Genomic DNA, 25226 nt, shown 5'->3' with positions numbered 1-25226 from the left:
CTGGCTGTTGCGCCTGCATCCGCAATCCCGTAGTGGCGAGGCATGCCTCGCCATAACGTTAGCCGAATACGACCTGCACCTTGGCCGCACGGCTCTTATCGCTGGCCATTTCCAGCGCCGCCACGATAGCCTGCTGCGGGAACTCGGCGGAAAGCAGCGGCAGGGGGTTTATCCGCCCGCTCTCCAGCCAGCGCACTGCCAGCTGGAACTCGCTGATAAAGCGGAAGGATCCTGCCAGCACAATCTCCTTAACCAGTAGAGGCCCAAGGGGGAATTCCAGCGCGGCCGCGCCCATCCCCAGCTGCACAATGCGCCCTGCCGGGCGGGTAAAACCGACGGTGGAGGCGATAGCCGCTGCTGCCCCCGAGGCTTCAAAGCACAGGTCGAAATAGCCACCGTCTTCCAGCCAGTGGGCGGTGAGGCTCTCATCGCTAGGATCGATCGCCTGCGTGGCCCCCATTTCCAGCGCCAGCTGGCGGCAGCGCGGACTCATATCGGTTGCGACGATCTCAGCGGCCCCGCCCGCTAAGGCGGCCGCGATCACCAGGCAGCCAATCGGACCGGAACCGGTCACCAGCACCTTCTTGCCGAAAATTTCCCCCGCCTGGTGAATGGCATGCAGTGCCACTGCCAGCGGCTCGGCAAAGGCAATAATCTTGCTGTCCACATCCTCGGCGAATGGCACGCACTGCGCCGGGCTAACCGCGACAAAGCTGGCAAACCCACCGTTGATATGAGGGAAGAACTGCGCGCTGCCCATAAACTTCATGGTGCGGCAGAGGTTCTGTTTGCCCTTCAGGCACAGCTCGCACTGATTACAGGGTTGCGAAGGATTGACCGCCACGCGCTGACCGGCCCGCAAGCCGCTTTCTGGCGGAGCTTGTTCAATGCGGCCGACAAATTCATGCCCCAGTATAAGCGGCTGCTTTAGTATCGACATCCCGGCACGGCCGTGCTGATAGTAATGCAGATCGGAGCCGCAGATCCCGCCGCGCTCGACCTTCACCAGCACCTGGCTGTCGCTCCACGCCAGGCTGCGCGTTTCATTACTGACCTGATGCGCACCGCTGACCACGCTGGCAACGATTTCTTTAATGTGCTGCATTGTTTTCCCTCAGTTTTTTTAATGGTTCATCCGCTTCAGGTTTTTCATCCGGCAGGGCTATCACCTCTATTTTGCCAACCAGCAGCAGATAGGCGAAGAAGCCCGCCAGCGCTACGGCGGCGATATACCACATGGCATACTGGAAGTTATGGGTGCGTTCGAGGATCACGCCAATCACGATAGGGCTGATGATGCCGGACAGGTTGCCGAAGATATTCAGGAAGCCGCCGATGGTGCCGATCAGATGGCGTGGAATAACATCGCTGCACACCACCCAGCCGAGGTTAGAAAAGGCATTGGCAAAGAAGGCGACTGACAGAATCGCGATGGCAATTGTCGGGCTGTGCTGGAAAAAGTTGACCAGCGCAATGGAGGTGGTGACCAACAGGCCGCTCATCACCGGTAGCTTGCGGGCAAACGTGCGTGAATGCCCTTTTTTCAGCAGCATATCGCTCAACGTACCGCCGCACAGCACGCCCGCCATCGCCATCAGGTAGGGGAACATCGCCCCGATCCCCGCTTTGGCAATCGACAGCCCCAGCCCTTTTTCCAGATAGACAATAAACCACGTCAGGAAGAAATAGAGGGTCGATGAAGCGGCGAACTGGGCAATAAATAGCCCCCACACGGTACGCTGGCGCAGGATATGCTTGACGCTGGCCCAGTTCACTTTGCCACTGCTACCTTTCTGATTACTGGAACCATAGCCGCCACCGGCGCGAATATACTCCAGCTCTGCCTGATTGACCGTTTTGCTGTGCTGCGGGTCGCGATAGGCGATCAGCCAGTAAATGCCAAACGCAATGCCAATCCCGCCGGAGAGATAAAACGACATCTCCCAGCCGTATTCCGCCACGATCCAGGAGAGCAGCGGCGTCAGCAGCGCCAGGCCAATATATTGCGCGCTGGAGTAAAAGGCGGTGGCGCGCGCGCGTTCGTGGTCCGGGAACCAGCTGGCAATGATCTTGGTGTTAGAAGGGAAAGAGGGCGCCTCCGCCACGCCAATCAGCGCGCGGCAGGCCAGCAGCATGGCGAACGATGCGCTGGCGGTAGCGAAAAGATGGTGCGAGGCAAAGCCCATCACAAAGGTAAAGATACTCCACAGCACGATGGCGCTGCCGTACAGCACCCGCGAACCCACCCGGTCCAGAATATAGCCGACCGGGATCTGGCTCATGGCATAAAACCAGGTGAACATTGAAAACAGCAGGCCAAGCTGGGTCGGTGACAGGGCAAACTCGCCCTGAATGTGCGACCCCGCCACCGACAGATTGGCGCGGTCCATATAATTGATGGCCGTCACCACAAACAGCATCAGCAGAATGGTCAAGCGTGAACGCGTGGGTTTCATCGTCGTCATCATTGCCCCCTTAGCCGGCCACAGTGGCTTGCGCCGTGGAGGAGTGGCTGCTGAAGGTGGTCAGCGCGGCGAGCAGCACCGCCAACACCAGCGAACCGCCCATAAAGATGTAGGACGCGTCGGGGCTACCGGTCAGGCCGTTAAGATAGCCTACGATCCACGCACCAATAAAGGATCCCAGTGCGCCAAAACAGACCACGAACGACATCGCCCCAGCCACGACGTTACGTGGGATCATTTCAGGGATCGCCGCAAAGAACGGGCCGTAAGGGGTATACATTGCACCACCGGCAATCACCAGTAGCACCCACGAGAGCCAGAAGTGAGCAGGCCCGATGGAGAAGGAGGCGATAAAGCAGATCGCGCCGAGTCCGAGGAACAACAGGACAATAGCCTTACGCTGCTGGTATTTGTCAGAAAACCACGAAGCTGCCAGCATTAGCGGTACCGCCAGCAGATAAGGTGCGGCGGAGAGCCAGCCTGTCGCCACAATCCCCATGCCCGAGGCACTTTTCAGCATCGACGGCAGCCACATAATGAAACCGTACATGCCGATGTTCCAGAAGAAGTGGATAAATGCCAGCGCCAGCACTTTCGGTGAGCGAAACGCTTCACGGTAGTTTTTAACCGGTTTGATCGCCTGCTGCTCCGCAGCCAGCGCACTCTCAATCGCCCGTTTTTCCGCCTCGCTCAGCCATTTGGCGTCGCGCGGGCGGTCTGCATACACCAGCCACCAGATCCCCGCCCAGAGAATTGCCGGAACCCCTTCGATAATAAACATGCCGCGCCAGCCGAAGGCATTGACCAGATAACCGGAAAGGATCGACATCCAGAGCACGGTGATCGGGTTACCGAGGAACAGGAACGTATTGGCTTTTGAACGCTCAGCGCGGGTAAACCAGTGGCTGAGGAAAATCAGCATGGCGGGCATCACCACGCTTTCGGCCACGCCGAGCAGAAAGCGGATCGCGGCCAGCAGGACCACGTTGTGCACCATTCCGGTGGCCGCCGCCAGCGCGCCCCACAGCACCAGGCTCCAGAAAATCAGCCGCTTAGCCGAATGCTTTTCCGCATAAATCCCGCCGGGCACCTGAAAGCAGAAGTAGCCGAGAAAGAACAGCGCGCCGAGAAGGGACGAAATAGCGGGCGTAATATTCAGATCTTCAGCCAGCCCCGCTGCGGCACCAAAGCCATAATTGGCGCGGTCAAGATAGGCGAGACTGTAGGTAATGAAAGCGATGGGGATCAGTTTCCCCCAGCGACTGGCGGGCAGTGCCGCCGCGATTGTCTGATTCATGGTGCTGACCTCGGTATCATGGAAGGGCAGAGTCTTAGCGCTCTGCTCCGGTAGGGTATGCGCTGTTACAGGGTGGCGAGCCAGCCGCCGTCAACGTAGATCATCTGGCCGTTCACGTAGTTGGACGCTGACGAGGCCAGATAGACAGCGGTGCCGATCAGCTCATCGGGGTGGCCCCAGCGCCCGGAAGGGTTACTGCTGCGCACCCACTGATCAAACTCCTGGTTATCCACCAGCGCCTGGTTCATATCGGTCAGGATGTAGCCCGGGCCGATTCCGTTGCTCTGAATGTTGTACTGTGCCCACTCTGCCGCCATCGACTTGGTGAGCAGCTTGATACCGCCTTTAGCCGCGGTATAGGGGGCAACGGTGGCCCGCGCCGCTTCGCTGGTGAGGGAGCCAATATTGATGATCTTGCCGCCGCTGTTGCGCGCCACCATGCGCGTCGCGGCGGCACGCGAGACGATAAATGCGCTGGTGAGATTGATATCCAGCACGCGCTGCCAGTCGCTGAGCGCCAGTTCGAGCATCGGTTTGCGAAATTGGATCCCGGCGTTATTAATCACAATATCGACATTGACCTGTTCTTCATCAAGCTGACGGAACACGGCCTCAACCGCTGATTCATCGGCGACGTTAAACAGAAACCCGCGTGCGCTGGCGCCCTGAGCGTCGAGGGTGGCCAGGGCAGAGTGCAGGTGCTGCTGCTGCGTACCGTTGATAATCACCGCTGCGCCAGCCGCCGCCAGCCCCTGAGCATAGGCCAGGCCAAGGCCGCGGGTGGAGCCGGTAATCAGCGCGGTTTTACCAGCAAGGGAGAACAGAGAAGACATAGTAACTCCGGTTAATGTATATGTAACATGACTAACAAGTTGTGGCTTAATATCTACGTGATGCGTGTTAAATCGGCAATCCGGGGATAATAAAAATGCAGGCAATATCACATTTTAATTGCTGCAATGCAGCTTAGCGTATGAAAATCATAGGGTTAACTATTTATCATCAAAGCCTTGCTAATGACACCACGACAATGCTAAAAATAAACCCAGCTTGTAGGACAGGTTAAGAGAGGACGGCAGTGACCCTGGAAAGCGTACAAAAGCACAACGTGGTGAATCTGATCTATCAGCAGATGAAGCAAAACATTCAGGACGGCGTGTGGGAGCCGGGCTGTAAGCTGCCTTCGGAAGCTGAACTGACGGCAACCTTTAACGTTAGCCGGGTCAGCGTGCGCAGTGCGGTGCAGAAACTGCGCGACCTCGGCGTGGTGGTGACCCATCAGGGCAAGGGCACCTTTGTTACGCGTGAAGTGTCGCGCTACGGCGCTTTCAGCGACAGCCAGCCGATACTGCACCTCTCACAGGAAGAGTTTGACGATATGCGCGTGTTCCGCCAGACGGTAGAGTTCCGCTGCATGGGCCTGGCCGTGGAGAATGCCACTGATGAAGACATCGTGCGGCTGGAGCAGGCGCTGAACCGCATGCTGGTCAGCAAAGACGACTACAAAAAGTACTCCTTAGCCGACTACGATTTTCACCTGGCGATTGTTAAAGCCTCGCATAACAAGGTGTTTATCCACGTGATGGAGTCGCTGAAGAATATCTATATCCATTATCTGGAAGAGCTTAACCGGGTGCTGGGCGTCACGCTGGAAAGCGTCGAGGCGCATATTAAGGTGTTTATGGCGCTGAAAAACCGTGATGCGGCCACCGCCAGCGAAACCCTGAACAGCGCGATGGCGCACAACGTCAGCGCGATTGAAGAAGTGAAATTGGGCGAAAAGTAGTCGCGCAAAAAGCCTCAGTGCGAGGCTTTTTTTAAAACCTTATCTTGTAGGACATCATACATCATTGCGGTGATACGGAGACAGTTATGGAAACGTTGAAAATAACGAATGTCAGAACCCTGCTGACGGCACCCGGCGGCATCGATCTGGTGGTTGTTAAAGTCGAAACCAATCAGCCGGGGCTGTACGGTTTGGGCTGCGCCACTTTTACCCAGCGCATTTTCGCCGTGGAAGCCGCGATTGAAAATTACATGCGTCCATTTTTGCTGGGGAAAGATCCGCTGCGCATAGAGGATATCTGGCAGTCGGCGGCGGTCAGCGGCTACTGGCGCAGCGGCCCGATCATGAACAACGCGCTGTCCGGCATTGATATGGCGCTGTGGGATATTAAGGGCAAGGTTGCCGGACTGCCGGTCTATCAGCTGCTGGGCGGCAAATGCCGCGACGGTATTCCGCTCTATCGCCACTGCGACGGTGCCGATGAAGTAGAAGTGGAGGACAACATCCGCGCGCGCATGGAAGAGGGCTATCAGTATGTGCGCTGTCAGATGGGGATGTACGGCGGCGCCGGCACCGAAGATCTGCGCCTGATTGCCGGCAAGCTGGCGAAAGCCCGCAACATCAAAGCGAAAATTTCGCCGCGCAGCCAGACGGCAGGGATCTATTTTGACCCGGATGCTTATGCCCGTGCGGTACCGCGCCTGTTTGACCACCTGCGCGACAAATTAGGCTTTGGCGTTGAGTTTATTCACGACGTTCATGAGCGCATCGCACCGGTTGCGGCGGTACAGCTGGCGAAAAACCTTGAGCCATACCAGCTGTTCTTCCTTGAAGATCCGGTTGCGCCAGAGAACCTCGACTGGCTGAAAATGATCCGCGCCCAGAGCAGCACCCCGATCTCGATGGGGGAGCTGTTTACCCACGTCAACGAATGGAAGCCGCTGATCCAGCAGCAGCTGATCGATTTTATCCGCTGCCACGTCAGCACCATCGGTGGGATTACCCCCGCGAAGAAGCTGGCGACCTATGCCGAGATCCACGGCGTGCGAACCGCGTGGCACGGCCCGGGGGATATTTCCCCTGTCGGCGTCGCCGCCAATATGCATCTGGATCTCAGCGTGACCAACTTTGGCATTCAGGAGTATACCCCGGTCAATGAGGCGCTGATGGAGGTGTTCCCAGGCTGCCCGGAAATCGACCGCGGCTATGCTTACCTCAGTGACCGTCCGGGACTGGGGGTGGATATTGATGAGGAGAAAGCGAAACGCTTCCCGGTGAGCGGGGGTCTGCCGGACTGGACCAACGCCCGCCTGCCGGACGGCAGCGCGGCACGACCATAATCACTGGTGGCCCCCGGTCAGGCAGGCCTGACCCGAACCAGGAAAATGGCCCGATCGCCGCGCGGGCGAGGTTTGCCTCGCCCGTTAACTCTCTGTTGGCGCACCGCACGCATTGCTCCTAATACTTCCCCCCTCGTTGCCGATAACCCCCAGCGTAAAACCTAACGACACACGGAAGCGCATCTCTTATTTTTTTCACCAGCAGGTGCCAGATTTCAACCCAGAACGGCACCGGGCGCTTAGTCAATAAGTAGGCAATAAATGAGTCACACTTCTTTCTGGAACACTGCCGCGCGGCTGAAAACGCGCGGCAGCGTACCTCGTGCCGGTGTTTTCAACGCCAGCCACCCTCCTGCAGGCATGAACGAGCTAGGGCTGAGCCGCAACAGCGCCGGTCTGCTGCTAAGTTTTGTGCCGCCGCATGCCGATTTCAGCCGTGTCAGTCCGCCGTGGCAGAAGCTGAACGCGGCGCGGCGCAGCGTGCTGACGCTCTCCTCCAATGGCGCACTGTGCAGCGGGCGGGGGCAGAGCACCTACTGTGACGGTGACGGGCAGCAGGGAAGCTGGCTTTGGCTGCCGGAGAGTCTGATTGCCGCACACGAAGTGCATGAGGTTGATCTGCACGTACAGGATACTTCGGATGCCTCGCAGCGTGTCAGCGCTATTCAGCGCGAGCTTGAGCATCTGGCGCTAAAAATGCCACTCTCGGCAGAACGGACCTTTGCGCTGATCTTCTGTGATGGCCTGTCAGCATCCGAAGGATTCCTGATGCAGGCGTGGTATGCCTCCGGTCGCTTCCCGTGTCTGGCGATTGGCGGGTCCGCAGGCGGCACGCTGGATTTTGACGGCACCTGGATCGCCAACGGCGGGCGTATTTTGCAGGGCAAGGCGGTGATCGTCTTCTGCCAGATGGCCGCCGGTAAATCCTTTGCGCCGTTTAAAAGCCAGAACTTTGTCCCGACAGCGCACAGCTGGCTGGTCGCGGAAGCGGACCCGGTGGCACGCACCGTCACCTCGCTGTTTGATGCCCAGGGGCGCCAGCACAACGTTATCGATGCGCTGTGCGCGCAGTTAAATTGCACGCCGGCTAACCTGCAACAAAGCCTGCAGGGGCTGACCTTTGCGGTAAAAGTCGAAGAGGAGTTCTTCATTCGTTCCATCGCCAAAATTTTGCCGGACCGCATTCAGTTCTTCTGCGATCTGGAGTTTGGCGATCGCCTGCATTTGCTGCAGGAGACCGACTTTGCTGCGGCCACGCGCGAAGACTGGCAGAAGTTTACCGCGCAGTATGGCGAGCCAGCGGCGCTGCTGCTGAATGACTGCGTACTGCGCCGGGCCGGTAACCTGGCGCGCCTGCCGCAGTCCCACTTCTTCACCGGCATCCCGGCGGCGGGCTTTTCCAGCTTTGGCGAAATCCTTGGTGTGCCGATCAATCAGACGCTGTCGGCGCTGGCATTCTTCCATCGTCCATTGGATGCGATGCGCAACTTCCCGGTACAGTATGCCGGTTATGCCAGCCACTATGCGCAGCGCGCCCTGCGCCGCTGGGAGGCGCTGAACGCGCTGCAAAGCAAAATTGTGAATCAGGTGGTGGACTATCAGCAGCAGCTCGACCCGCTGATGAAATCGCTGCCGGCGCTGGAAAACGCCACGCGCAGCCAGAGCGAAGCGCTGAGCGCGGCAGAAAGCAATATCCGTTCGATCAGCGATGCCGCGCTGCACAGCCAGCAGGCGCAGCATCAGCTCAGCAGCGGCCTTGATCAGCTGGAAACCCTCTCCGCCGGGATTACCACTATCAATAGCGGCATCAGTAATATTGCGTTTCAAACCAATATTCTGGCGCTGAATGCCGCGGTGGAAGCAGCACGCGCCGGGGAGGCAGGGCGAGGTTTTGCCGTGGTCGCCAGCGAAGTGCGCCGCCTGGCGCACTCCTCGAAAGAGCAGGCGGATGCCACCTCGCGCAGCATTACCGACTCGGTGAGTACCATTCTGCATATCCGTAAAGTGGCGGAGACTACCGTCGAGCGTGCGAAACAGATGGCCGAGCAGAGCATCGATGCCGCCAACGCCATCGCGGCAATGAGCAGCCAGACGGCCAGCGAACGTAAGAGCATTAGTGATAACCTCGATAAGCTTAACGAAATGACTTCCGGGATTGATGCAATGCAGGAAGCGGTTGCACAGCTCAAAGTATTGCAAAAGCTGGTGCAAAGCCGGTAAACGCACGGGCAGGGCGGCGGCCGCTGGCTGCGGCCCTGAACTTTACTGACAGTGCCAGGTTAAACCGGACTGTCCCCTCCACATTTCCTGTTACCGATAACCCTGCAGCAGTTGATCGCCCTCACACTTATCCATTTACACAGTGTGGAAAGGCGATCGCCCTCACTCTTTTTTGTTAAAAAAATGAAGAAATTTAGTTACTAATTATTATCAGGAAATAGCGCTCGTCATGTAAAACAATAGGTTAATCATGAGCGCGCTAATTGTTTCATCAGTTTTTTTATCACTACGTGACCAATTTATCACCTTTCATACCGCTTAAAGAGGGGAGTTACCTTGCTGACCATATTGGGTTTTTCGATGGTTGTCTGTTTCATGTACCTGATCATGACCAAGCGCATGTCGGCACTGATTGCACTGATCCTGATCCCGACCCTGTTTGCGCTGGCAGGCGGTTTTTACCATGGCCTGGGCGCCATGATGCTCGATGGGGTGAAGACGCTGGCACCCACCGGCGTGATGCTGACCTTTTCCATTCTCTACTTTGGCCTGATGATTGATGCCGGGCTGTTCGACCCGCTGGTGCGCTTTATTCTCAGGCTGGTGCGCGGGGATCCGCTGAAGGTGCTGGTCGGCACGGCTATCCTGACGCTGCTGGTCTCACTGGACGGCGACAGCTCGACAACCTATATGATCGCCATCGCGGCGTTTTTACCGCTGTACCGCAAGCTGGGAATGAACGTGCTGGCGATGACCTGCCTGGTCAACCTCGCCAGCGGTATTATGAACCTCTCGCCGTGGGGCGGCCCTACCGCCCGTGCCGCGGCGGCGCTACGCATTGATGCGCTGGACATCTTCATCCCGATGCTGCCTGCGATGTTTATCGCCTGCGTGACGCTGGTCGGCATGGCGGTGCTGTTTGGCCTGCAGGAGCGTAAACGCCTCGGGGTAATGAAAATCAGCGACCATCATCTGGAAAATATTGAGCTGGGGCTGGGGGATGCCGAAGAGTGCGCCGCCAACCGCCGCCCGAAAATGTTCTGGCCCAACCTGATCCTGACCACGGTGCTGCTGGTACTGCTGGTGGTGGGCCTGCTGCCGATTCAGATCCTGTTTATGCTGGCCTTCGCCGTGGCGGTGATGCTCAACTACCCGACGCTGGAGCAGCAGAAAGCGCGCATCAGCGCCCATGCGGGTAACGTGCTGGCGGTAACCTCGCTGATTTTCGCCGCCGGGATATTTACCGGCATCCTCTCCGGCACCGGAATGGTCGATGCGATGGCGAAGAGCCTGCTGGCGGTGATCCCACACAGCTTCGGCCCTTATCTGGCGGTGTTTACCGCGCTGGTCAGCCTGCCGTTTACCTTCTTTATGTCGAACGATGCTTTCTATTTCGGCATCCTGCCGGTGATCGCCCAGACGGCAGCCAGCTATGGCATCTCCGCTGAGGAAATTGCACGCGCATCGATTGTCGGCCAGCCGTTCCATCTGCTCAGCCCGCTGGTGCCATCAGTCTACCTGCTGGTAGGGCTGGCGAAGGTGGATATTGGTGACCACCAGCGCTTTGCGATTAAGTGGGGGATCCTGGTCAGCCTGATGCTGATGGTCGGCGGACTGATCACCGGTGCGTTCCCGTTCTTCCATCAGGCGGGGTGATCTTTAACAAAAGTTACAAATATTCATAACACTAACTAAACTTTGCAGTGTCGCGGGCGGCGGATGGTTTTGCCGCCCGCCTTATTTCTCTGGAGGGTTTGTTATGTCCGAAACTGGCACCTTACGGCAGTCAACGCTGGCACTGGCGCTGTATCAGCTGCTGAATCCCATTCCACTCGGCTGTTTCGTTGCGGCCTGGATCTTCGACATCATCTACGTTTACAGCTTTGAACAGTTCTGGACCCAGGGCGCCAGCTGGCTGATCGTCTTTGGCCTGCTGATTGCCGTGGTTCCGCGACTGATTAATTTATTTCAAGTCTGGGTCGGGCGGGCACCGCTGCGTGCGGGGGCTTACCGCACGGACTTCTGGCTTAACCTGCTGGCGGTGGTGCTGGCGATCTTCAATGCCTTTATTCACAGCCGTGACGGCTACGCGGTGGTGCCGCTTGGGGCGATCCTCTCGACCCTGACCGTCCTGCTGCTGCTGATTGGCAATGTTCAGCTTGCTCTGCGCCTGCGCGCGCGACACTGAGGAGAAAAAGATGAAAAATCAACACGTTTTCCCTCTGCTGGCGCTGTCGGCAGCGCTGATGCTCGCCGGATGCGATGGCGCTTCAACAATGGACCCGAATCAGCAGGTGGGCGCCGATCCGGTGCTGCCGGAGGCGCAGAACTTCCTGATGCCGCCGATGCGCGTGCCGCAGGGCGTCGGCTGGAAGGGCGATGAGAAGCCGCAGGTGGCACAGGGGCTGCAAATTGCCAAAATTGCCAGCGGTCTGCAGCATCCGCGCCAGCTGTACGTGCTGCCGAATAACGATATTCTGGTGGTGGAGGCTAACGGCCCGGCGAAACCCACCAGCCGACCGAAGCAGCTGATTATGGGCATTGTGCAGCAGTCTTCCGGTAAGGGGGGAGCAGGTGGCAACCGTATTACCCTGCTGCGTAACAGCAGCGGCGACGGTAAAACCTGGGAGAAGCATGTTTTCCTTGAGGGGCTGCACTCGCCGTTTGGCGTGCAGCTGGTCGGTAATACGCTGTATGTGGCGAACGCCGACAGCCTGATGAAGTATCCGTACCAGAGCGGACAAACGCGCATTGAGGCGCCGGGAACCGAGCTGACCGAGCTACCGGGCGGCCCGATCAATCACCACTGGACCAAATCGCTGCTCGCCAGCCCGGACGGCAGCAAGCTTTATGTCGGCGTGGGTTCTAACAGTAATATCACCGAAAACGGCATCGGGGCCGAGTATCGGCGGGCGGCAGTGCTGGAAGTGGATGCGGCCAGCGGCGCCAGCCGTATTTATGCCAGCGGGCTACGCAATCCGACCGGATTACAGTGGGAGCCACAAACCGGAAAATTGTGGGCGGTGGTCAACGAGCGCGATGAAATTGGCGCAGACCTGGTGCCAGATTATCTGACCTCGGTGAATGAAGGGGCGTTCTACGGCTGGCCATACAGCTATTTTGGTCAGCATGTTGATAAGCGTGCACAGCCGCCGCGCCCGGATCTGGTAGCGAAAGCCGTGAAGCCGGATTATGCGCTCAGCTCGCACGTCGCGCCGCTTGGCCTGTGGTTCTACACCGGCAACAGTCTGCCTGCGCAGTATCACGGCGGGGCGTTTATCAGCGAACACGGAAGCTGGGACCGCGACCCGCTCAACGGCTATCGCGTGGCGTACGTCGCCTTTGAGAACGGCAAGCCGGTTGGCCTGCCGCAGCCGGTGGTGACCGGGTTCCTCAGCGACGATCATAAGCAGGTGCACGGCCTGCCGGTTGGGCTGGCGATGGACCAGCAGGGGGCACTGCTGATCGCCGACGATGCCGGAGACACCGTCTGGCGCGTCACCGCCGCGCAGTAAAGCGTGCAGTCAGGGCGAGTGCGCTGGTGATTATTCTCATCGCCGCACCGTGCTGATTGGGCTATTTTATTGTCAACATTACAAAACCTGACAATAAGATTCGGAATCGCTATGAGTTCACCTGCACCAGCAGCGGATGGTTCGCTGCTGCATCAACGCGCCTTTGTCGCTTTCTGGCTGGCGCGCACCTTCTCTTCCTTCGGTTTTCAGATGTTCTCCGTGGCGGTCAGCTGGCAGATCTACGCTATCACCCACAGTGCAATGGCGCTGGGGATGATTGGCCTGATGCAGTTTCTGCCGTCGGTGCTGCTGGCGCTGCCGGCCGGGCATATGGCCGACCAGTACGATCGCCGCCGTATTGTGCTGTGCGGGCAGCTCATGGAGTGGGGCGCGCTGCTGGCGCTGGTGCTGCTGACCTTTAATCACTGGTCGACTCAGCACGCGCTGTGGGGACTGGTGTTTCTTATCTCGATGGCGAAGGCGATTGAAGGCCCGGCAATGCAGTCGATGCTGCCCTCGCTGGTGCCGCCTGCGATGCTGGCGCGCGCCACGGCAGCGGGGGCGGTGAGCGGGCAAAGCGCGGTGATCCTCGGCCCGACTCTCGGCGGGCTGCTGTATGTTGCCGGACCAGAGGTGGTGTATACGGTGGCCGCGGCGTTTTACCTGCTGTCGATTATTATGGTCAGCCGCATCCGCTTTATCCGCGCCGCGCAGCCGCGTCTGCCCGCGAATATCAAAACGCTGTTTGCCGGGGTGAAGTTCATCCGCGAGCGCCGCGACGTGCTGGGCGTGATCTCGCTCGACCTGTTTGCCGTGCTGCTGGGCGGCGCCACTGCGCTGCTGCCAATTTTTGCCAAAGATATTCTGCATACCGGGCCGTGGGGGCTGGGGATGCTGCGCGGCGCACCGTCGGTTGGCGCGCTGCTGGTGGGCGTCTGGCTCAGCCGTAACAAGCTGGAGAAGAATGTCGGCATGATTATGTTTGGTTCCGTAGCCGGGTTCGGCGTTGCTACGCTGGTGTTTGCGCTCTCCAGCCAGCTGTGGCTCTCGCTGCTGGCGCTGGCCGCGCTCGGCGGTTTTGATATGGTCAGCATGGTGATCCGCGGGGCGCTGGTGCAGCTCGACACCCCGGATGATATGCGCGGGCGCGCCAATGCGGTCAACAGTATCTTTATTAATACCTCAAACCAGCTCGGGGAGTTTGAATCCGGCCTGCTGGCAGCAATGATGGGCGCGGTGCCTGCTGCGGTGCTCGGTGGCGTCGGCACCCTGGTGGTGGTCGCGGTGTGGATGACGCTGTTCCCGCATTTGAGGCGGCGGCAGAAGCTGGAGAATTCATAAGCCTTCGGGTCGGGCATGCCCGACCCCTACCAGGACCTGCCCCTGAGAGCCTTCGCAGTGGTCTAACCTAATGGCTGCGGCTAACCTGCATTAACTGTCGCCACACGCGGTTATGCAGTGCAAACAGCAGCATTTGATAAAATGCGGTCGAACGGATACAGCCGGCGCTAATTAACCACATTACGCCCCCGGTAATGGCTGCCGCCACGCTGGAACCAGCCCAATAACTGCTGGTCACTGCCGCGACAAGAGAACAGATTAAATACGCACTGGCCAGCATCAGGCTAATGGCGGAGAGTGCCAGGTGCATTTTGACCGCTGTAATACTGCCTTTGCCGATCGTAAACATCGTCACTGCATTGGCAGCAGCAAAGATCAACGAAGTTAACACTACCCAGATAAACACCTGCTGCGGGGGGAGATTTAACCCCGTCATTACGATATAGCCCAGCCACAGCTGGGGGATAGCGAAACTCAGAATGATTCCCAAAGTGCTGATAGCCGCAGGTAAACCCATTGTGTGCCATCCAACAGGTTTTCCCATCTGTTCTGAAAGCTGCTCTTTTAACTGCTGCAACTCTGTGTGGCTGGCATGCCCAATACGCGCACTCACCTGATTGCAATGCTGCAGGCGCTGGAGAAGTTGCTGAAACATACTATTATCCCGCAGGTTAATTTGGCGTAAAGGATTGAATGATACCCACAACATAGCGCCCAGTCTGAGATAAATTATGCGGATTACGAATGGTTCCGGTTAATGAACTCCCGGCGAATGCAGAAGCATTAGTTACCGCATTGATCAGTTCATTCTGTAACGATTTTTGCAGCGACTCGCTGGGGAAACGTTTGGGATAGACACCAGCGCGAATCGCTGCCTTTACTCCCGAACTCGATATGCCGGGGTTTTGTGCTTTTATAATTTCTTCAGTAATGCGTTTTCTTTCCGCCCGACTCAAATTTTTAAACCACTCAACAGCCTTACCAGATGAGGCCGCTTTCATTAATCGGTAGGTTTCCAGGGTTCCCTTCAATGCTACCCCAGCAGCAGCAAGAGATATCACATCAAGAATTGTACTGGTGGCAACGTACCAGTCCTGACTGTCCAGCCAGGCGACATCTGTACCATGATTAGTGCCCATTGCAAGCAGTCTACCCGCACCAATCATGCATTGCGCGCCAGTGGCCAGTGCACCAGCCATACTGATCGCCGCGATAATGCCGGTACCACCAGCAGTAAAAGGAACGGCTGCACCAGCACCAAAGGCCATAACCAGCGTAACTAACATTGCACCACAGGCGAAGCCAGTAGACGTAATTTCCGTTGCCAGTGAAGGGGTTGAAAGCGTATTAACAACCGCTTTTTGGGCATGCGACTGTGACATGTCTGGGACTTTGCTGATTACTACATGGCTGACCGTGCTCTGATTAACATCAGCAATGCGTTTTGAGGGGCGGACTAACCATCGCTGGCGGCCATCATCAAAAATAATTCCGACATGGTAAAAGTTGCGGGTGCAGTCGAGTTTATCGGCAAGCTTCTTAAAGTCGAAATCTGCACCGGCCTGATGACCAAGCCGGCGAGCCAAATCATAACCAGGCAAACTTGAATCTGGGGATTGCTGACCAGGATAAAACATAGCTTTACTCCATCATTCCATGAGGTTTAAGAACATCAGGCAAACTCGTTATCAGCGAATATGAATCCGTCAGGGTATCATATTGGTAAGTTTTATTAATGCAATTGGCGCTTTTTATCATGGCAGCGTTAAAAAATGCAATGTAAAAAAATTGGTGATGCCTCCCAGGCAGTGGCTACCGCAGTGCAATCCCGCCTTATTTTTGTGCAACTCCTGTTCTGACTCACGCGCTGAGTATTCCAACTTGTATCCCGCAACCTATCCCGGCGCCTCTTCAGCAACGATTTCCCTGATCTACCCATATCTGGCCCGCTTTATGCAGTGATAGCCTAAGTGCTAGCAATCAGGGTGGGGTGAAATATGTTTGACGATTTACTGGATGGCGATGCGACCAATCTGGCGGCGCATATTCGCCACGGCGAAGTCTCAGCGCTGGAGATTACCCGCGCTGCGCTTGAGCGCATGGAGAGCCGCGACGGGCAGATTCACGCGTTCTGTACGCCGACGCCTGAGCGGGCAATGGCGCAGGCCGCGGCGGTAGATGCCCGGCGTGCGCGTGGTGAAACGCTGCCGCCGCTGGCCGGGGTGCCGCTGGCGGTAAAAGACCTGATCTCCACCGCCGGGGTAAAAACCACTTCCGGCTCGGCTATCTATCGCGATTTCGTGCCGGATGAAGATGATATCTGCGTTGAGCGCCTGATGGCCGCCGGAGCGGTAATGCTGGGGAAAACCACCGCGCCGGAGTTCGGCTACAGCGGCGTGGGGGACAACCTGCTGTTTCCCGCGCCGCGCAATCCGTGGGATCTCAGCAAGACGCCCGGCGGCTCCAGCGCCGGGTCCGGGGCGGCGCTGGCTGCAAGACTGTGCCCGCTGGCGCTCGGCAGCGACGGCGGCGGGTCGGTACGTATCCCGGCGGCGCACTGCGGGGTTTACGGTTTTAAACCGTCGATGGGGCGCGTGCCGCTGTGGCCCGGCTGCCGCGACGATCGCTATCCCGGGGTCTCAAGCTGGGAGTCGCTGGAGCACATTGGCCCGATGACGCGCAGCGTGCGCGATGCGGCGCTGATGATGTCGGTGATGGCGGGACCGGATATGCGCGATCGCCACTCGATTCCCTGCAGCGACGTGGAGTGGCTCGGTTCGTTACGCCATCCAGTGCGCGGGCTACGCGTAGCCTTCAGCGCGGACTTTGGTTTTGTGGCGCTCGACCCGCAGGTCAGAGCGCTGGTCAGCCGCGCCGCCCAGCGCTTTGCCGATGACCTCGGCTGCACGGTGGAGCTCGTCGACCCGCCATTTGGCGACCAGGTTGAGTCATTTCGCGCCATAGTCGCGCTGGAAACCGACCTGAGCGGCATGCGCGCGCAGCTGCCTGAGTTTGGCGGGCAGATGGCCGCGCATCTGGTTGCCATGCTGCAACGACCGTGGCAGGCCGCCGAATTTACCGATGCCATGACGGCGCGCAAGAGGCTGGTGAATACGCTGTGGCGCTTTATGCAGGGCTACGACCTGCTGATTACCCCCACGCTGGCCACACCGCCATTCCCGCTGGGGATGCAGGGGCCGGAAGAGATTAACGGCCGCCGGGTGAGCAGCGATCACTGGCTGTCATTCTGCTTCCCGTTCAACTTCAGCGGCCAGCCTGCTGCCTCGGTGCCGTGCGGATTTACCGCCGAAGGGCTGCCGGTCGGGCTGCAGATCGTTGGCCGCCATCTCGACGATGCCCGCGTGCTGGCCGCCAGCGCCGCGTTTGAACGTCTCCAGCCGTGGAAACACCACCAACCTGCGCGGTTCGCGCCTGAACTCTGAGGAACACCCGTGAAAAAATCATCAGACAGTCTGCATCAGGAATTTGAGCACCAGCCGGTTCCGCTCAGCCATCGTCACTCTACGCGCTCCGTCTCGGCGGTGTGGTTTGGCTTCCCGATGATCCTCACCAACGCGCTGTTCGGCGGCATCATTACCTGGCACCTCGGTTTCTGGCCGGCAATTATCGCTATCCTGCTCGGCAACCTGGTGCTGTTTGCCTATGTCGGTGCGCTGAGCTGGTTTGCCGGCAATAGCGGAATGAACTTTGCGCTGCAGGCAAAACGGACTTTCGGTACCCATGGCTATATTCTGGTGTCCGGGTTTCTCTCCATCGTGGTGATCGGCTGGTACGCCTTCCAGACCGGGCTGACCGGGCTGGTGATCAACCAGACCTTTGGCTGGAATGCGCTGGCAGTAACGGCGTTTGCCATGGTGCTTTATACCGCCATCACTTTCCTCGGCGTGCGCGCGCTGTCGGTGCTGGGAATGATCGCGGCGCCGCTGTATGTGGTGCTCGGGCTGGTGGCACTGTGGCTGGTGTCAGAAAATCATGACTTCAGCACTGTCACTGAGTTTAAAGGCAGCGCCAGCGTAGCGGGCGGCATGACGCTGGGTACCGCCGTGACGATGGTTGTGGCCGGTTTTGCCGACTCCGGCACCATGACGGCAGACTTTACCCGCTGGTCGAAAAACGGCAGATCCGCCGTATTTGCCGCGTTCTCCGCGTTTCCACTGGCCAATGGCATCTCCTACCTGTTTGGCGTGGTGATTGTGGCGCTGGGCGCAGCGGTGGATCCGCTCAACAACGGCGGCAACTTCCTGCCGCTGCTGATGGGGCACGGCGTGCTGCTCAGCACCGTGGCCTGCCTGTTTGTCTTTATCAACCTTGGCTCGGTGTGTACCCACTGCCTGTACAACGGCGCGGTGGCCTTTAGCCATATCTTCAGCAGCAAAATGCGCATCTGGACCCTGATCCTCGGTGCGGCGGGCGGTGCGCTGGCGCTGGCCGGAGTGTGGCACTACTTCCTGGAGTGGCTCAGTCTGCTCGGCGTGGTGGTGCCGCCGTTTGGTGCGGTGATGATTGTTGACCTGATCCTTATGTCGCGCCTCAGCGGCCAGCGTAAAAATCAGCGTATTCGCGGCAGCGCCTTTGCCGGCTGGGCGTTCGGCAGCCTGTGTGCGGTGGCTGCGCATATCTGGTTTCCGCAGTTTGGCGAAGCGACGATCGGGCTGGTGGCGGGTGCGGTCGGCTATCTGGTGTTGATGAAGATCGGAATGGCGCGCACGGCGGATAACAAGGTCGCAATCCAGGCATAGCGGCAGGGGCCGAGTTTTTTTGCCCGGCCCTTTATTGACATAACTTACTCACTCTCATAACGTGGATTTCCAATAAAAAACATCGCAGGGAATACTTAATGAGCACGCGTTACGCCGACAGAATGGAGCTGGTCAAGCCTTCAGCAATCAGACAGTTATTACAGTTAGGGGCAGACCCTTCCATTATTTCCTTTGGCGGCGGTTACCCGGACTCCAGCCTGTTCCCGGCGCAGGCGTTGCAGGATATCTACGCCGAGCTGCTCTCCGGACCTGGCGAAGTCTCTTTGCAGTACACTCACTCGACCGGCATGCCAAAGCTGCGCGAGCAGATCGCCAGCCGCATGGCACGCGAAGGCCTCGCCTGCAGCGACGACAATGTGCTGATCTTACAGGGCAGCCAGCAGGGGCTGGACCTGGCGGCGCGCCTGCTGCTGAACCCGGGCGATATCGTTGCCACCGAAGCGCCGACCTTCCTGGGTGCGCTGCTGGCCTTCAACACTTGCCAGCCTGAGTATCTGGCCGTGCCGATGGACGAGCAGGGCATGATGACCGAGGTGCTGGAAGCCGAGCTGCAGGCCGGAAAGCGTATCAAATTCATTTATACCGTACCGGATTTCCATAATCCGACCGGTATCACGCTGTCGCTGGCGCGCCGCCGCCATCTGATCGCGCTCGCTAATCAGTACGACTTCATTATCCTCGAAGATTCACCGTACCGTGAAGTGCGCTATCAGGGCGAGAAAGTCGCCACGCTGAAAAGCATGGATAGTGAAGGGCGGGTGATCTATTTCGGCAGCTTCTCGAAAATTCTGGCACCGGGCCTGCGCCTGGGCTGGTCGGTGGCATCGAAAGAGATCACCGAGAAGCTCGGCCTGCTGAAGCTGGCCGCCGACACGCAGTGCAGCACGCTGAATATGGCGGCGGTGTCGCTGTATCTGGAGCGTCATGACATCGACGAGCATATCCAGACCATCAAAGCACGCTATCTGCGTAAGAAAGAGACCATGCTGGCGGCGATCAAGGCGCACTTTCCGCAGACCATCAGCTTCACCAACCCCGACGGTGGCCTGTTTACCTGGCTGGAGTTCCCGCAAGGGATCGATACCGCGCAGTTTATGCTGCACCATGCGATACCCGAGGCGAAAGTCGCCTATGTGCCGGGCGGGAGTTTCTTCCCCACGCTGCAGCGCCATAACTTCGCCCGCTTCAGCTACTCGACGCACAGCGACGAGAACATAGTTAAAGGGATTGCGACCCTCGGAAAGGTGCTGAAACAGCATCTTTAACCACTACCGGAGAGGGGGGTTTTTAGGAGGCGAGCGGGTCGGGCATGCCCGCCCCCTACGACGCCGGCACCTGTTTACCGGGGTAAGGCATGCCTGACCCGCTGGCGATTACTCCAGCGAACGCAGATGATCGTCGCGCCGCAGGCTCATCAGCGCCAGAATGCTGATGGCCGCAGTCACAATCACATAGTAAGCCGGGATATCGTTGTTGCCGGTCTGCTTAATCAGCCCGCTGATAATCAGGCCTGCACAGCCGGAAAACAGCGCATTGGAGAGGGAGTAAGCCAGCCCCAGCCCGGTATAGCGTACGTGGGTGGGGAACATTTCCGCCAGCATGGCAGGCCCGGGACCGGCAAGCATGCCGACCATCGCCCCGGCAAACAGCACGATCAGGCATTTCACCAGCAGGCCAATATCCGGCATCTGCAATACCTTCAGCAGCGGCCACGCGCACACCAGCAGCAGCACGCTGGCCGCAATCATCACCGGTTTGCGGCCGATGCGGTCGCTGAGTATGCCGGCAGGCAGGATGGTGAGGGCGAAGCCGATATTCGACAGCACCGCGATAACCAGCGCCTGATTCAGCCCGGTATGCAGCACCGACTGCAGGTAGGTGGGCATCACCACCAGGTAGGTATAACCCGCCGCCGACCACACCATAACGCGGCCGATACCCAGCAGAATGACGCTCAGCACCAGCCCGCTGCGCGCTGCCGTGGGTGGGTTGGCTGCACGCTGCGTATTGCTAAAGGTCGGCGTCTCTTCCAGCTGCATACGCAGCCAGAGTGCGACCAGCCCCATCGGCAGCGCGCTGATAAAGGGGATGCGCCAGCCCCAGGCATGCAGTGACTCCGGGCTCATCACGGCCGAGAGCGTGGCGACCACCCCCGCACCCGCCAGCAGGCCAAACGCCACGGTCAGGGATTGCCAGGCGCCATACAGCCCGCGCTTGCCCTTGGGGGCAAACTCCGTCATCAGGGAGACGGCGCCGCCGTACTCGCCGCCGGCGAACAGCCCCTGAAGGATGCGTAACAGGGTCAGCAGCAGCGGGGCGGCGACGCCAATCGAGGCATAAACCGGCACGAAACCGATCGCGGCGGTCGCCAGCGTCATCAGGATCAACACCGCAACCAGCGTCGGCTTGCGGCCGATTCTGTCGCCGATGCGGCCAAAGATAATCGCCCCGAGCGGACGGAAGAAGAAGGCAACGGCAAAAGAAGCCCAGGTCAGGATGATACCCGTCATCGCCGATTCGCCCTGAAGCGTAAAGAAGTTCTGCGCAATCACCGTGGCCAGAAAGCCGTACACGGCAAACTCATACCACTCAATAAAGTTACCCACCGCGCTCGCCACCAGCGCTTTCTTTCTTAACTGCTCAGGCTTTGTCATTGTTATTTTTACCTTCCGGGAAAACAGAGTAGATCAAGGGTAGTTACCCGCTTCCCGTCGGGCAAGCGAGTTTTGGTAGGGGACGGGCATGGCCGTCCCTGAAGCCTGCACCGCGCTGATGCAGCCTGCCAGAAAATGATGCCCCAAAGCGGAACGCGTAAAACCTGCGAAAACGCCAGTTCATTGATTACTGGCACTTTAAAAGCTGGCACAACTCTTGCTCAGTTAATGGCAGCAGCAGCGTTACACAGATAACTGAACACAATAGCAGGCTAGGGTTCCGGTCCACGCAGGTGGATGACTGGTCCGAGAGCTGGCGACCTCGGTTGGGGTTACACGGCGGGAGAAAAGCCCGGGAGACAGCAACACCACAGGTGTCGCGCTGCCCCTTTTTCCGTCAAACCGAGGTTACAATGAAACTTTCTCACATCCTCAGCATTTGCCTTCTCAGCGTCACCGCGCTGGCCAGCATTCCCTCACAGGCGGCCGCCAAAAAAGAGTTCAACGTCTGCTGGACCATTTACGCCGGCTGGATGCCGTGGGGCCAGATCGCCACCTCCGGCATCATCGACAAGTGGGCGGCTAAATATGGCATTAAAATCCACGTCACCCAGCTTAACGACTATATCGAATCCATTAACCAGTACACCGCCGGGCAGTTTGATGGCTGCACCATGACCAACATGGATGCGCTGACCATTCCTGCCGCCGGGGGCGTTGACAGTACCGCGCTGATCCTCGGTAGCTACTCTGAGGGCAATGACGGCATCGTGCTGAAAGGCAAGGGCAAGACCCTCAACGATCTGAAAGGGATGAAGGTCTACCTGCCGGAACTGTCGGTATCACACTATCTGCTGGTGCGCGGGCTGGAGAAAGCGGGCCTGGCCGAGAAAGATGTCACGGTGGTAAACACCTCTGATGCTGATATCGTCTCGGCGTTTGCCACCAGCAGCGTGCAGGCGGCCGTGGCCTGGAACCCTCAGCTCTCCGCTATCAAAGCCACGCCGGATACCACGGAAGTATTTGAGTCCTCGCAGGTGCCGGGCGAGCTGATCGATATGATGGTAGTCAACAGTGACGTGCTGAAGGATAACCCGGCGCTTGGCAAAGCCCTGACCGGGGCCTGGTACGAGATGATGAGCAAAATGAAAGCGGGCGATACCGATGCCCTGAATGCAATGGCAGCCGCTTCCGGCACTGATCTGAAAGGCTACCAGGCGCAGCTGAAAACCACCCACCTGTTTTACACCCCCGCCGACAACCTGAAATTCATTAGCGATGCCGAACTGGCGAAAACCATGCAGCGCGTGGCCCGCTTCTCATTTGAGAAAGGGCTGCTTGGCGACGGCGCGCAGAGTGCTGACTTTATCGGCATGCGCTTCCCCGGCAACGTCACCCAGGGCGACAGCAGCAACGTCAAACTGCGCTTCGACGACAGCTACCTGAAGATGGCCGCCGACGGCAAGCTATAACCCCACACAGAGGAGCCAACGCCATGCGGCAAATGAATCGTCATCCCGACAGAGGCATGCATCTGATGCTGGTGCTGCTGCCGTTTATTCTGGCGATCGCCGCCTATTTCATCGGCTCCGCCGTGCGGCTGGATGCCAACCCGCACGACAAACTGCTGCCAGGACTCGGGCAGATGATCGACGCGGTGCAGCGCATGGCGTTCACCCCGGACAAGCGCAGCGGCGACTATCTGCTGTGGATGGATACCGCCGTCAGTCTTGGCCGCCTGCTGCTGGGGCTGGGCATCGCCTCGCTGCTAGGACTGGCCTTCGGCATTGCCGCCGGAGTGTTTCCAATGTGGCGCTCGCCGCTGTCGTCGTTTATGACCGTGCTATCGATGGTGCCTCCGCTGGCTATCCTGCCGGTGCTGTTTATCGTCTTCGGACTCGATGAGCTGTCGAAAATCATGCTGATCGTCATTGGCATTACGCCGATGCTGGCGCGCGACCTTGAACAGCGGGCGCGGGAGATCCCGCAGGAGATCCTGATTAAAGCGCAGACGCTGGGGGCCAATAGCTGGACGGTGGTGCTGCGCGTGGTGCTGCGCGTGGTGCTGCCACAGCTGCTGACCCGGCTCCTGACCTCGCTGCGCCTGCTGCTGGGTTCCGCGTGGCTGTTCCTGATCTCCGCGGAGGCGATCTCCTCAACTGCCGGGCTGGGCTACCGCATTTTCCTCGTGCGCCGCTATATGGCGATGGATGTGATCCTGCCTTATGTGTTCTGGATCACGCTGCTGGCCTGGCTGATGGATCTTGGCCTGCGCCGCCTTAACCGCTGGTGCTTCCCGTGGGCCCAGGGAGAGAAATCATGAGCTTTATCAACATCAACAACATCTGGCAGGAGTATGGCAACCACGTGGTGCTGGAGAACCTCAACCTGAGCATCAACGAAGGGGAGTTCTGCACCATGGTCGGTGCCTCCGGCTGCGGTAAATCAACCTTCCTGCGCCTGCTGCTGGGCCAGGAGAAGCCAAGCCGCGGCAGCATCACGCTACAGGGCGAAACCCTGCCTGCGGAACCGGACGCCAGCCGCGGCGTGGTGTTTCAGCGCTATTCGGTCTTTCCACACCTTAACGTGCTGGATAACGTTGCCATCGGGCTGGAGCTGCCCGCTGCGCGCATCTGTGGCCGGCTGTTCGGCAGGCGTAAGCAGGCGGCGCGCCAGCAGGCGGCCGCGATGCTGGAGCGCGTGGGGCTGGGGCATGCGTTAAAGAAATATCCGGCGCAGCTCTCCGGCGGCATGCAGCAGCGGCTGGCGATCGCCCAGGCGTTCATCATGCAGCCGCGCATTCTGCTGCTCGATGAGCCTTTCGGCGCGCTCGATCCCGGCATCCGTAAGGATATGCACAGCCTGCTGCTGGAGCTGTGGCAGGAAACCGCGCTGACGGTGTTTATGGTGACGCACGACCTGTCGGAGGGCTTTAACCTCGGCACGCGCCTGCTGGTGTTCGACAAAGTGCGCATTGACCCGCACGAACCCAACGCCTGGGGCGCACGCATTACTTATGACCTGCCGCTGAACGAAACCCGACTGCGGCAGCGCCGTCAGCCCGCTGAAGTGCTGATGCACCCAACGGCTTTCGCCCACCCATCCACTCAGGAGATTTCCCATGACGCACCTCTATGAAGAGACCTTACCCGGCGGCGGCCACACCTCACTGGTGATAAAAAAGGGCCAGCTACTGCGCCTTACCGATCTTGAAGGCGGCGCCAACGTCAGCCTGATGCTGCTGAATGCCGATGAGAAAAGTGAACGCCTGAACCTGCCGGATACGCTGAAAGGGCAGCACACCGCCAGACTGACCGCCGGGCACTGCCTCTACTCAGATATGGGGCGCGTGCTGGCGGCCATCGTGACCGATACCTGCGGCTGGCACGACAGCTTTGGCGGCGTGCTGAATGCGGCAGAAGTGGCAGAGAAATACGGCGACGGCCGCTATCAGGAGCTGCGCAACGGCTTCTACCGCAACGGCAGCGATAATCTGCTGGTGGAGCTGGGCAAGTGGGACCTGCGGCTGGAAGACCTGCTGATGGTGCTTAACCTGTTCAGTAAGGTGAGCGTTGATGAAGCGGGCAGCTTCCGGTTTCATCAGAACCACTCCGCGCCGGGCAGTGTGGTTGAGCTGTACGCCCCGATGAATACGCTGGTGGTGCTCACCGCGCTGCAGCACCCGATGGACCCGAACCCGCACTATGCGCCGCGCCCGGTGCAGCTGGCACTGCGAGATGCCCAAGATGAACAGATGCTGGAAGGGTGTAAAACCTTGCGCCCGGAGAATCTGCGCGCCTTGCAGAATATTGAACGCTTTAACGTGA

General features: G+C 58.8%; 20 protein-coding genes, 1 pseudogene and 1 riboswitch. Of the genes and pseudogenes, 14 read left to right on the top strand and 7 right to left on the bottom strand.

Annotation, left to right across the window (positions count from 1 at the left end; genetic code table 11):
* Positions 1-58: 58 nt before the first annotated feature.
* The 4 genes from idnD to ACLI4M_RS21060 all read right to left on the bottom strand — a co-directional run bounded on the left by idnD (position 59) and on the right by ACLI4M_RS21060 (position 4595).
* A complete protein-coding gene (gene idnD, locus ACLI4M_RS21075) occupies positions 59-1105 on the bottom strand; it encodes an L-idonate 5-dehydrogenase (protein ID WP_133623607.1) in 1047 nt (348 codons plus the stop codon).
* A complete protein-coding gene (locus ACLI4M_RS21070; RefSeq protein WP_048918014.1) occupies positions 1092-2456 on the bottom strand; it encodes an MFS transporter in 1365 nt (454 codons plus the stop codon). Before ACLI4M_RS21070 ends, idnD begins: the two co-directional genes overlap by 14 nt.
* 19 nt (positions 2457-2475) lie before the next feature.
* Positions 2476-3762 (bottom strand): MFS transporter, encoded by a 1287-nt coding sequence (locus ACLI4M_RS21065; RefSeq protein ID WP_133623608.1) that lies wholly within the window; start codon positions 3760-3762, stop codon positions 2476-2478.
* Between the two features lie 65 nt (positions 3763-3827).
* On the bottom strand, positions 3828-4595 hold the full coding sequence (locus tag ACLI4M_RS21060) for an SDR family oxidoreductase (RefSeq protein ID WP_133623609.1): 768 nt from the start codon (positions 4593-4595) through the stop codon (positions 3828-3830).
* 245 nt (positions 4596-4840) lie between these two features.
* On the opposite strand from ACLI4M_RS21060, the gene ACLI4M_RS21055 reads away from it, so the two are divergent.
* The 7 genes from ACLI4M_RS21055 to ACLI4M_RS21025 all read left to right on the top strand — a co-directional run bounded on the left by ACLI4M_RS21055 (position 4841) and on the right by ACLI4M_RS21025 (position 13964).
* Complete coding sequence (locus tag ACLI4M_RS21055; RefSeq protein WP_133623610.1) at positions 4841-5548, top strand: FadR/GntR family transcriptional regulator; 708 nt, start codon at positions 4841-4843, stop codon at positions 5546-5548.
* Between the two features lie 86 nt (positions 5549-5634).
* Positions 5635-6888 (top strand): enolase C-terminal domain-like protein, encoded by a 1254-nt coding sequence (locus tag ACLI4M_RS21050; protein ID WP_133623611.1) that lies wholly within the window; start codon positions 5635-5637, stop codon positions 6886-6888.
* Between the two features lie 261 nt (positions 6889-7149).
* Positions 7150-9108 carry a methyl-accepting chemotaxis protein gene (locus tag ACLI4M_RS21045; RefSeq protein WP_133623612.1) on the top strand — a complete coding sequence of 653 codons (1959 nt, stop codon included), beginning with the start codon at positions 7150-7152 and terminating at the stop codon, positions 9106-9108.
* A gap of 336 nt (positions 9109-9444) precedes the next feature.
* Complete coding sequence (locus ACLI4M_RS21040) at positions 9445-10764, top strand: CitMHS family transporter (RefSeq protein WP_099753837.1); 1320 nt, start codon at positions 9445-9447, stop codon at positions 10762-10764.
* A 103-nt stretch (positions 10765-10867) separates the two neighbouring features.
* Positions 10868-11296, top strand: coding sequence for a DUF2231 domain-containing protein (locus tag ACLI4M_RS21035; protein ID WP_099753838.1), 429 nt, complete (start codon positions 10868-10870; stop codon positions 11294-11296).
* A gap of 10 nt (positions 11297-11306) precedes the next feature.
* Positions 11307-12623, top strand: coding sequence for a PQQ-dependent sugar dehydrogenase (locus ACLI4M_RS21030; RefSeq protein WP_048917988.1), 1317 nt, complete (start codon positions 11307-11309; stop codon positions 12621-12623).
* A gap of 111 nt (positions 12624-12734) precedes the next feature.
* Complete coding sequence (locus tag ACLI4M_RS21025) at positions 12735-13964, top strand: MFS transporter (protein WP_133623613.1); 1230 nt, start codon at positions 12735-12737, stop codon at positions 13962-13964.
* Positions 13965-14031: 67 nt separating this feature from the next.
* Here the strand turns inward: ACLI4M_RS21025 and ACLI4M_RS21020 are convergent, their stop codons facing one another.
* Together ACLI4M_RS21020 and ACLI4M_RS21015 are read right to left on the bottom strand one after the other, a co-directional pair.
* On the bottom strand, positions 14032-14619 hold the full coding sequence (locus ACLI4M_RS21020; RefSeq protein ID WP_133623614.1) for a hypothetical protein: 588 nt from the start codon (positions 14617-14619) through the stop codon (positions 14032-14034).
* A gap of 16 nt (positions 14620-14635) precedes the next feature.
* Positions 14636-15601, bottom strand: coding sequence for a hypothetical protein (locus ACLI4M_RS21015; protein WP_133623615.1), 966 nt, complete (start codon positions 15599-15601; stop codon positions 14636-14638).
* 360 nt (positions 15602-15961) lie between these two features.
* Here ACLI4M_RS21015 and ACLI4M_RS21010 point away from each other — a divergent pair, with 360 nt between their 5' ends.
* From ACLI4M_RS21010 to ACLI4M_RS21000, 3 genes are all read left to right on the top strand, one after another.
* Complete coding sequence (locus tag ACLI4M_RS21010) at positions 15962-17407, top strand: amidase (RefSeq protein WP_133623616.1); 1446 nt, start codon at positions 15962-15964, stop codon at positions 17405-17407.
* 9 nt (positions 17408-17416) lie between these two features.
* Positions 17417-18724: a cytosine permease gene (locus ACLI4M_RS21005; protein WP_133623617.1), complete on the top strand. Its 1308-nt coding sequence runs from the start codon at positions 17417-17419 to the stop codon at positions 18722-18724.
* 98 nt (positions 18725-18822) lie between these two features.
* Complete coding sequence (locus ACLI4M_RS21000) at positions 18823-20010, top strand: PLP-dependent aminotransferase family protein (RefSeq protein ID WP_133623618.1); 1188 nt, start codon at positions 18823-18825, stop codon at positions 20008-20010.
* A gap of 108 nt (positions 20011-20118) precedes the next feature.
* On the opposite strand, the gene ACLI4M_RS20995 is transcribed toward ACLI4M_RS21000, so the two are convergent.
* Positions 20119-21399 carry an MFS transporter gene (locus tag ACLI4M_RS20995; RefSeq protein WP_133623619.1) on the bottom strand — a complete coding sequence of 427 codons (1281 nt, stop codon included), beginning with the start codon at positions 21397-21399 and terminating at the stop codon, positions 20119-20121.
* A 261-nt stretch (positions 21400-21660) separates the two neighbouring features.
* Positions 21661-21760: riboswitch (guanidine-I (ykkC/yxkD leader) on the top strand.
* A 52-nt stretch (positions 21761-21812) separates the two neighbouring features.
* Here ACLI4M_RS20995 and ACLI4M_RS20990 point away from each other — a divergent pair.
* The 4 genes and pseudogenes from ACLI4M_RS20990 to ACLI4M_RS20975 all read left to right on the top strand — a co-directional run.
* Entirely contained in the window at positions 21813-22871 is a 1059-nt protein-coding gene (locus ACLI4M_RS20990) for a putative urea ABC transporter substrate-binding protein (RefSeq protein WP_133623620.1), read from the top strand.
* 23 nt (positions 22872-22894) lie between these two features.
* Entirely contained in the window at positions 22895-23722 is an 828-nt protein-coding gene (locus ACLI4M_RS20985) for an ABC transporter permease (RefSeq protein ID WP_133623621.1), read from the top strand.
* Positions 23719-24537, top strand: coding sequence for an ABC transporter ATP-binding protein (locus ACLI4M_RS20980; RefSeq protein WP_133623622.1), 819 nt, complete (start codon positions 23719-23721; stop codon positions 24535-24537). Before ACLI4M_RS20985 ends, ACLI4M_RS20980 begins: the two co-directional genes overlap by 4 nt.
* Positions 24521-25219 (top strand): annotated as a pseudogene (locus tag ACLI4M_RS20975) (urea amidolyase associated protein UAAP1); the annotation flags it as partial. The gene ACLI4M_RS20980 and the pseudogene ACLI4M_RS20975, both read left to right, overlap by 17 nt.
* Positions 25220-25226: the final 7 nt, after the last annotated feature.

Source organism: Erwinia sp. LJJL01 (assembly GCF_047300805.2).
In the GTDB taxonomy this organism is placed as follows: domain Bacteria; phylum Pseudomonadota; class Gammaproteobacteria; order Enterobacterales; family Enterobacteriaceae; genus Erwinia; species Erwinia aphidicola.
This window is presented reverse-complemented; position numbering and strand designations above follow the sequence as displayed.

Bases quoted from the DNA above. Each gene is read 5' to 3' on its own strand.
- ACLI4M_RS21065 (WP_133623608.1), bottom strand. From the start codon at position 3,762: ATGAATCAGACAATCGCGGCGGCACTGCCCGCCAGTCGCTGGGGGAAA.
- ACLI4M_RS21000 (WP_133623618.1), top strand. From the start codon at position 18,823: ATGAGCACGCGTTACGCCGACAGAATGGAGCTGGTCAAGCCTTCAGCA.
- ACLI4M_RS21015 (WP_133623615.1), bottom strand. From the start codon at position 15,601: ATGTTTTATCCTGGTCAGCAATCCCCAGATTCAAGTTTGCCTGGTTAT.
- ACLI4M_RS21025 (WP_133623613.1), top strand. From the start codon at position 12,735: ATGAGTTCACCTGCACCAGCAGCGGATGGTTCGCTGCTGCATCAACGC.
- idnD (WP_133623607.1), bottom strand. From the start codon at position 1,105: ATGCAGCACATTAAAGAAATCGTTGCCAGCGTGGTCAGCGGTGCGCAT.
- ACLI4M_RS21035 (WP_099753838.1), top strand. From the start codon at position 10,868: ATGTCCGAAACTGGCACCTTACGGCAGTCAACGCTGGCACTGGCGCTG.
- ACLI4M_RS20985 (WP_133623621.1), top strand. From the start codon at position 22,895: ATGCGGCAAATGAATCGTCATCCCGACAGAGGCATGCATCTGATGCTG.
- ACLI4M_RS21060 (WP_133623609.1), bottom strand. From the start codon at position 4,595: ATGTCTTCTCTGTTCTCCCTTGCTGGTAAAACCGCGCTGATTACCGGC.
- ACLI4M_RS21020 (WP_133623614.1), bottom strand. From the start codon at position 14,619: ATGTTTCAGCAACTTCTCCAGCGCCTGCAGCATTGCAATCAGGTGAGT.
- ACLI4M_RS20990 (WP_133623620.1), top strand. From the start codon at position 21,813: ATGAAACTTTCTCACATCCTCAGCATTTGCCTTCTCAGCGTCACCGCG.
- ACLI4M_RS21030 (WP_048917988.1), top strand. From the start codon at position 11,307: ATGAAAAATCAACACGTTTTCCCTCTGCTGGCGCTGTCGGCAGCGCTG.
- ACLI4M_RS21070 (WP_048918014.1), bottom strand. From the start codon at position 2,456: ATGAAACCCACGCGTTCACGCTTGACCATTCTGCTGATGCTGTTTGTG.
- ACLI4M_RS20995 (WP_133623619.1), bottom strand. From the start codon at position 21,399: ATGACAAAGCCTGAGCAGTTAAGAAAGAAAGCGCTGGTGGCGAGCGCG.
- ACLI4M_RS21010 (WP_133623616.1), top strand. From the start codon at position 15,962: ATGTTTGACGATTTACTGGATGGCGATGCGACCAATCTGGCGGCGCAT.
- ACLI4M_RS21050 (WP_133623611.1), top strand. From the start codon at position 5,635: ATGGAAACGTTGAAAATAACGAATGTCAGAACCCTGCTGACGGCACCC.
- ACLI4M_RS21045 (WP_133623612.1), top strand. From the start codon at position 7,150: ATGAGTCACACTTCTTTCTGGAACACTGCCGCGCGGCTGAAAACGCGC.
- ACLI4M_RS20980 (WP_133623622.1), top strand. From the start codon at position 23,719: ATGAGCTTTATCAACATCAACAACATCTGGCAGGAGTATGGCAACCAC.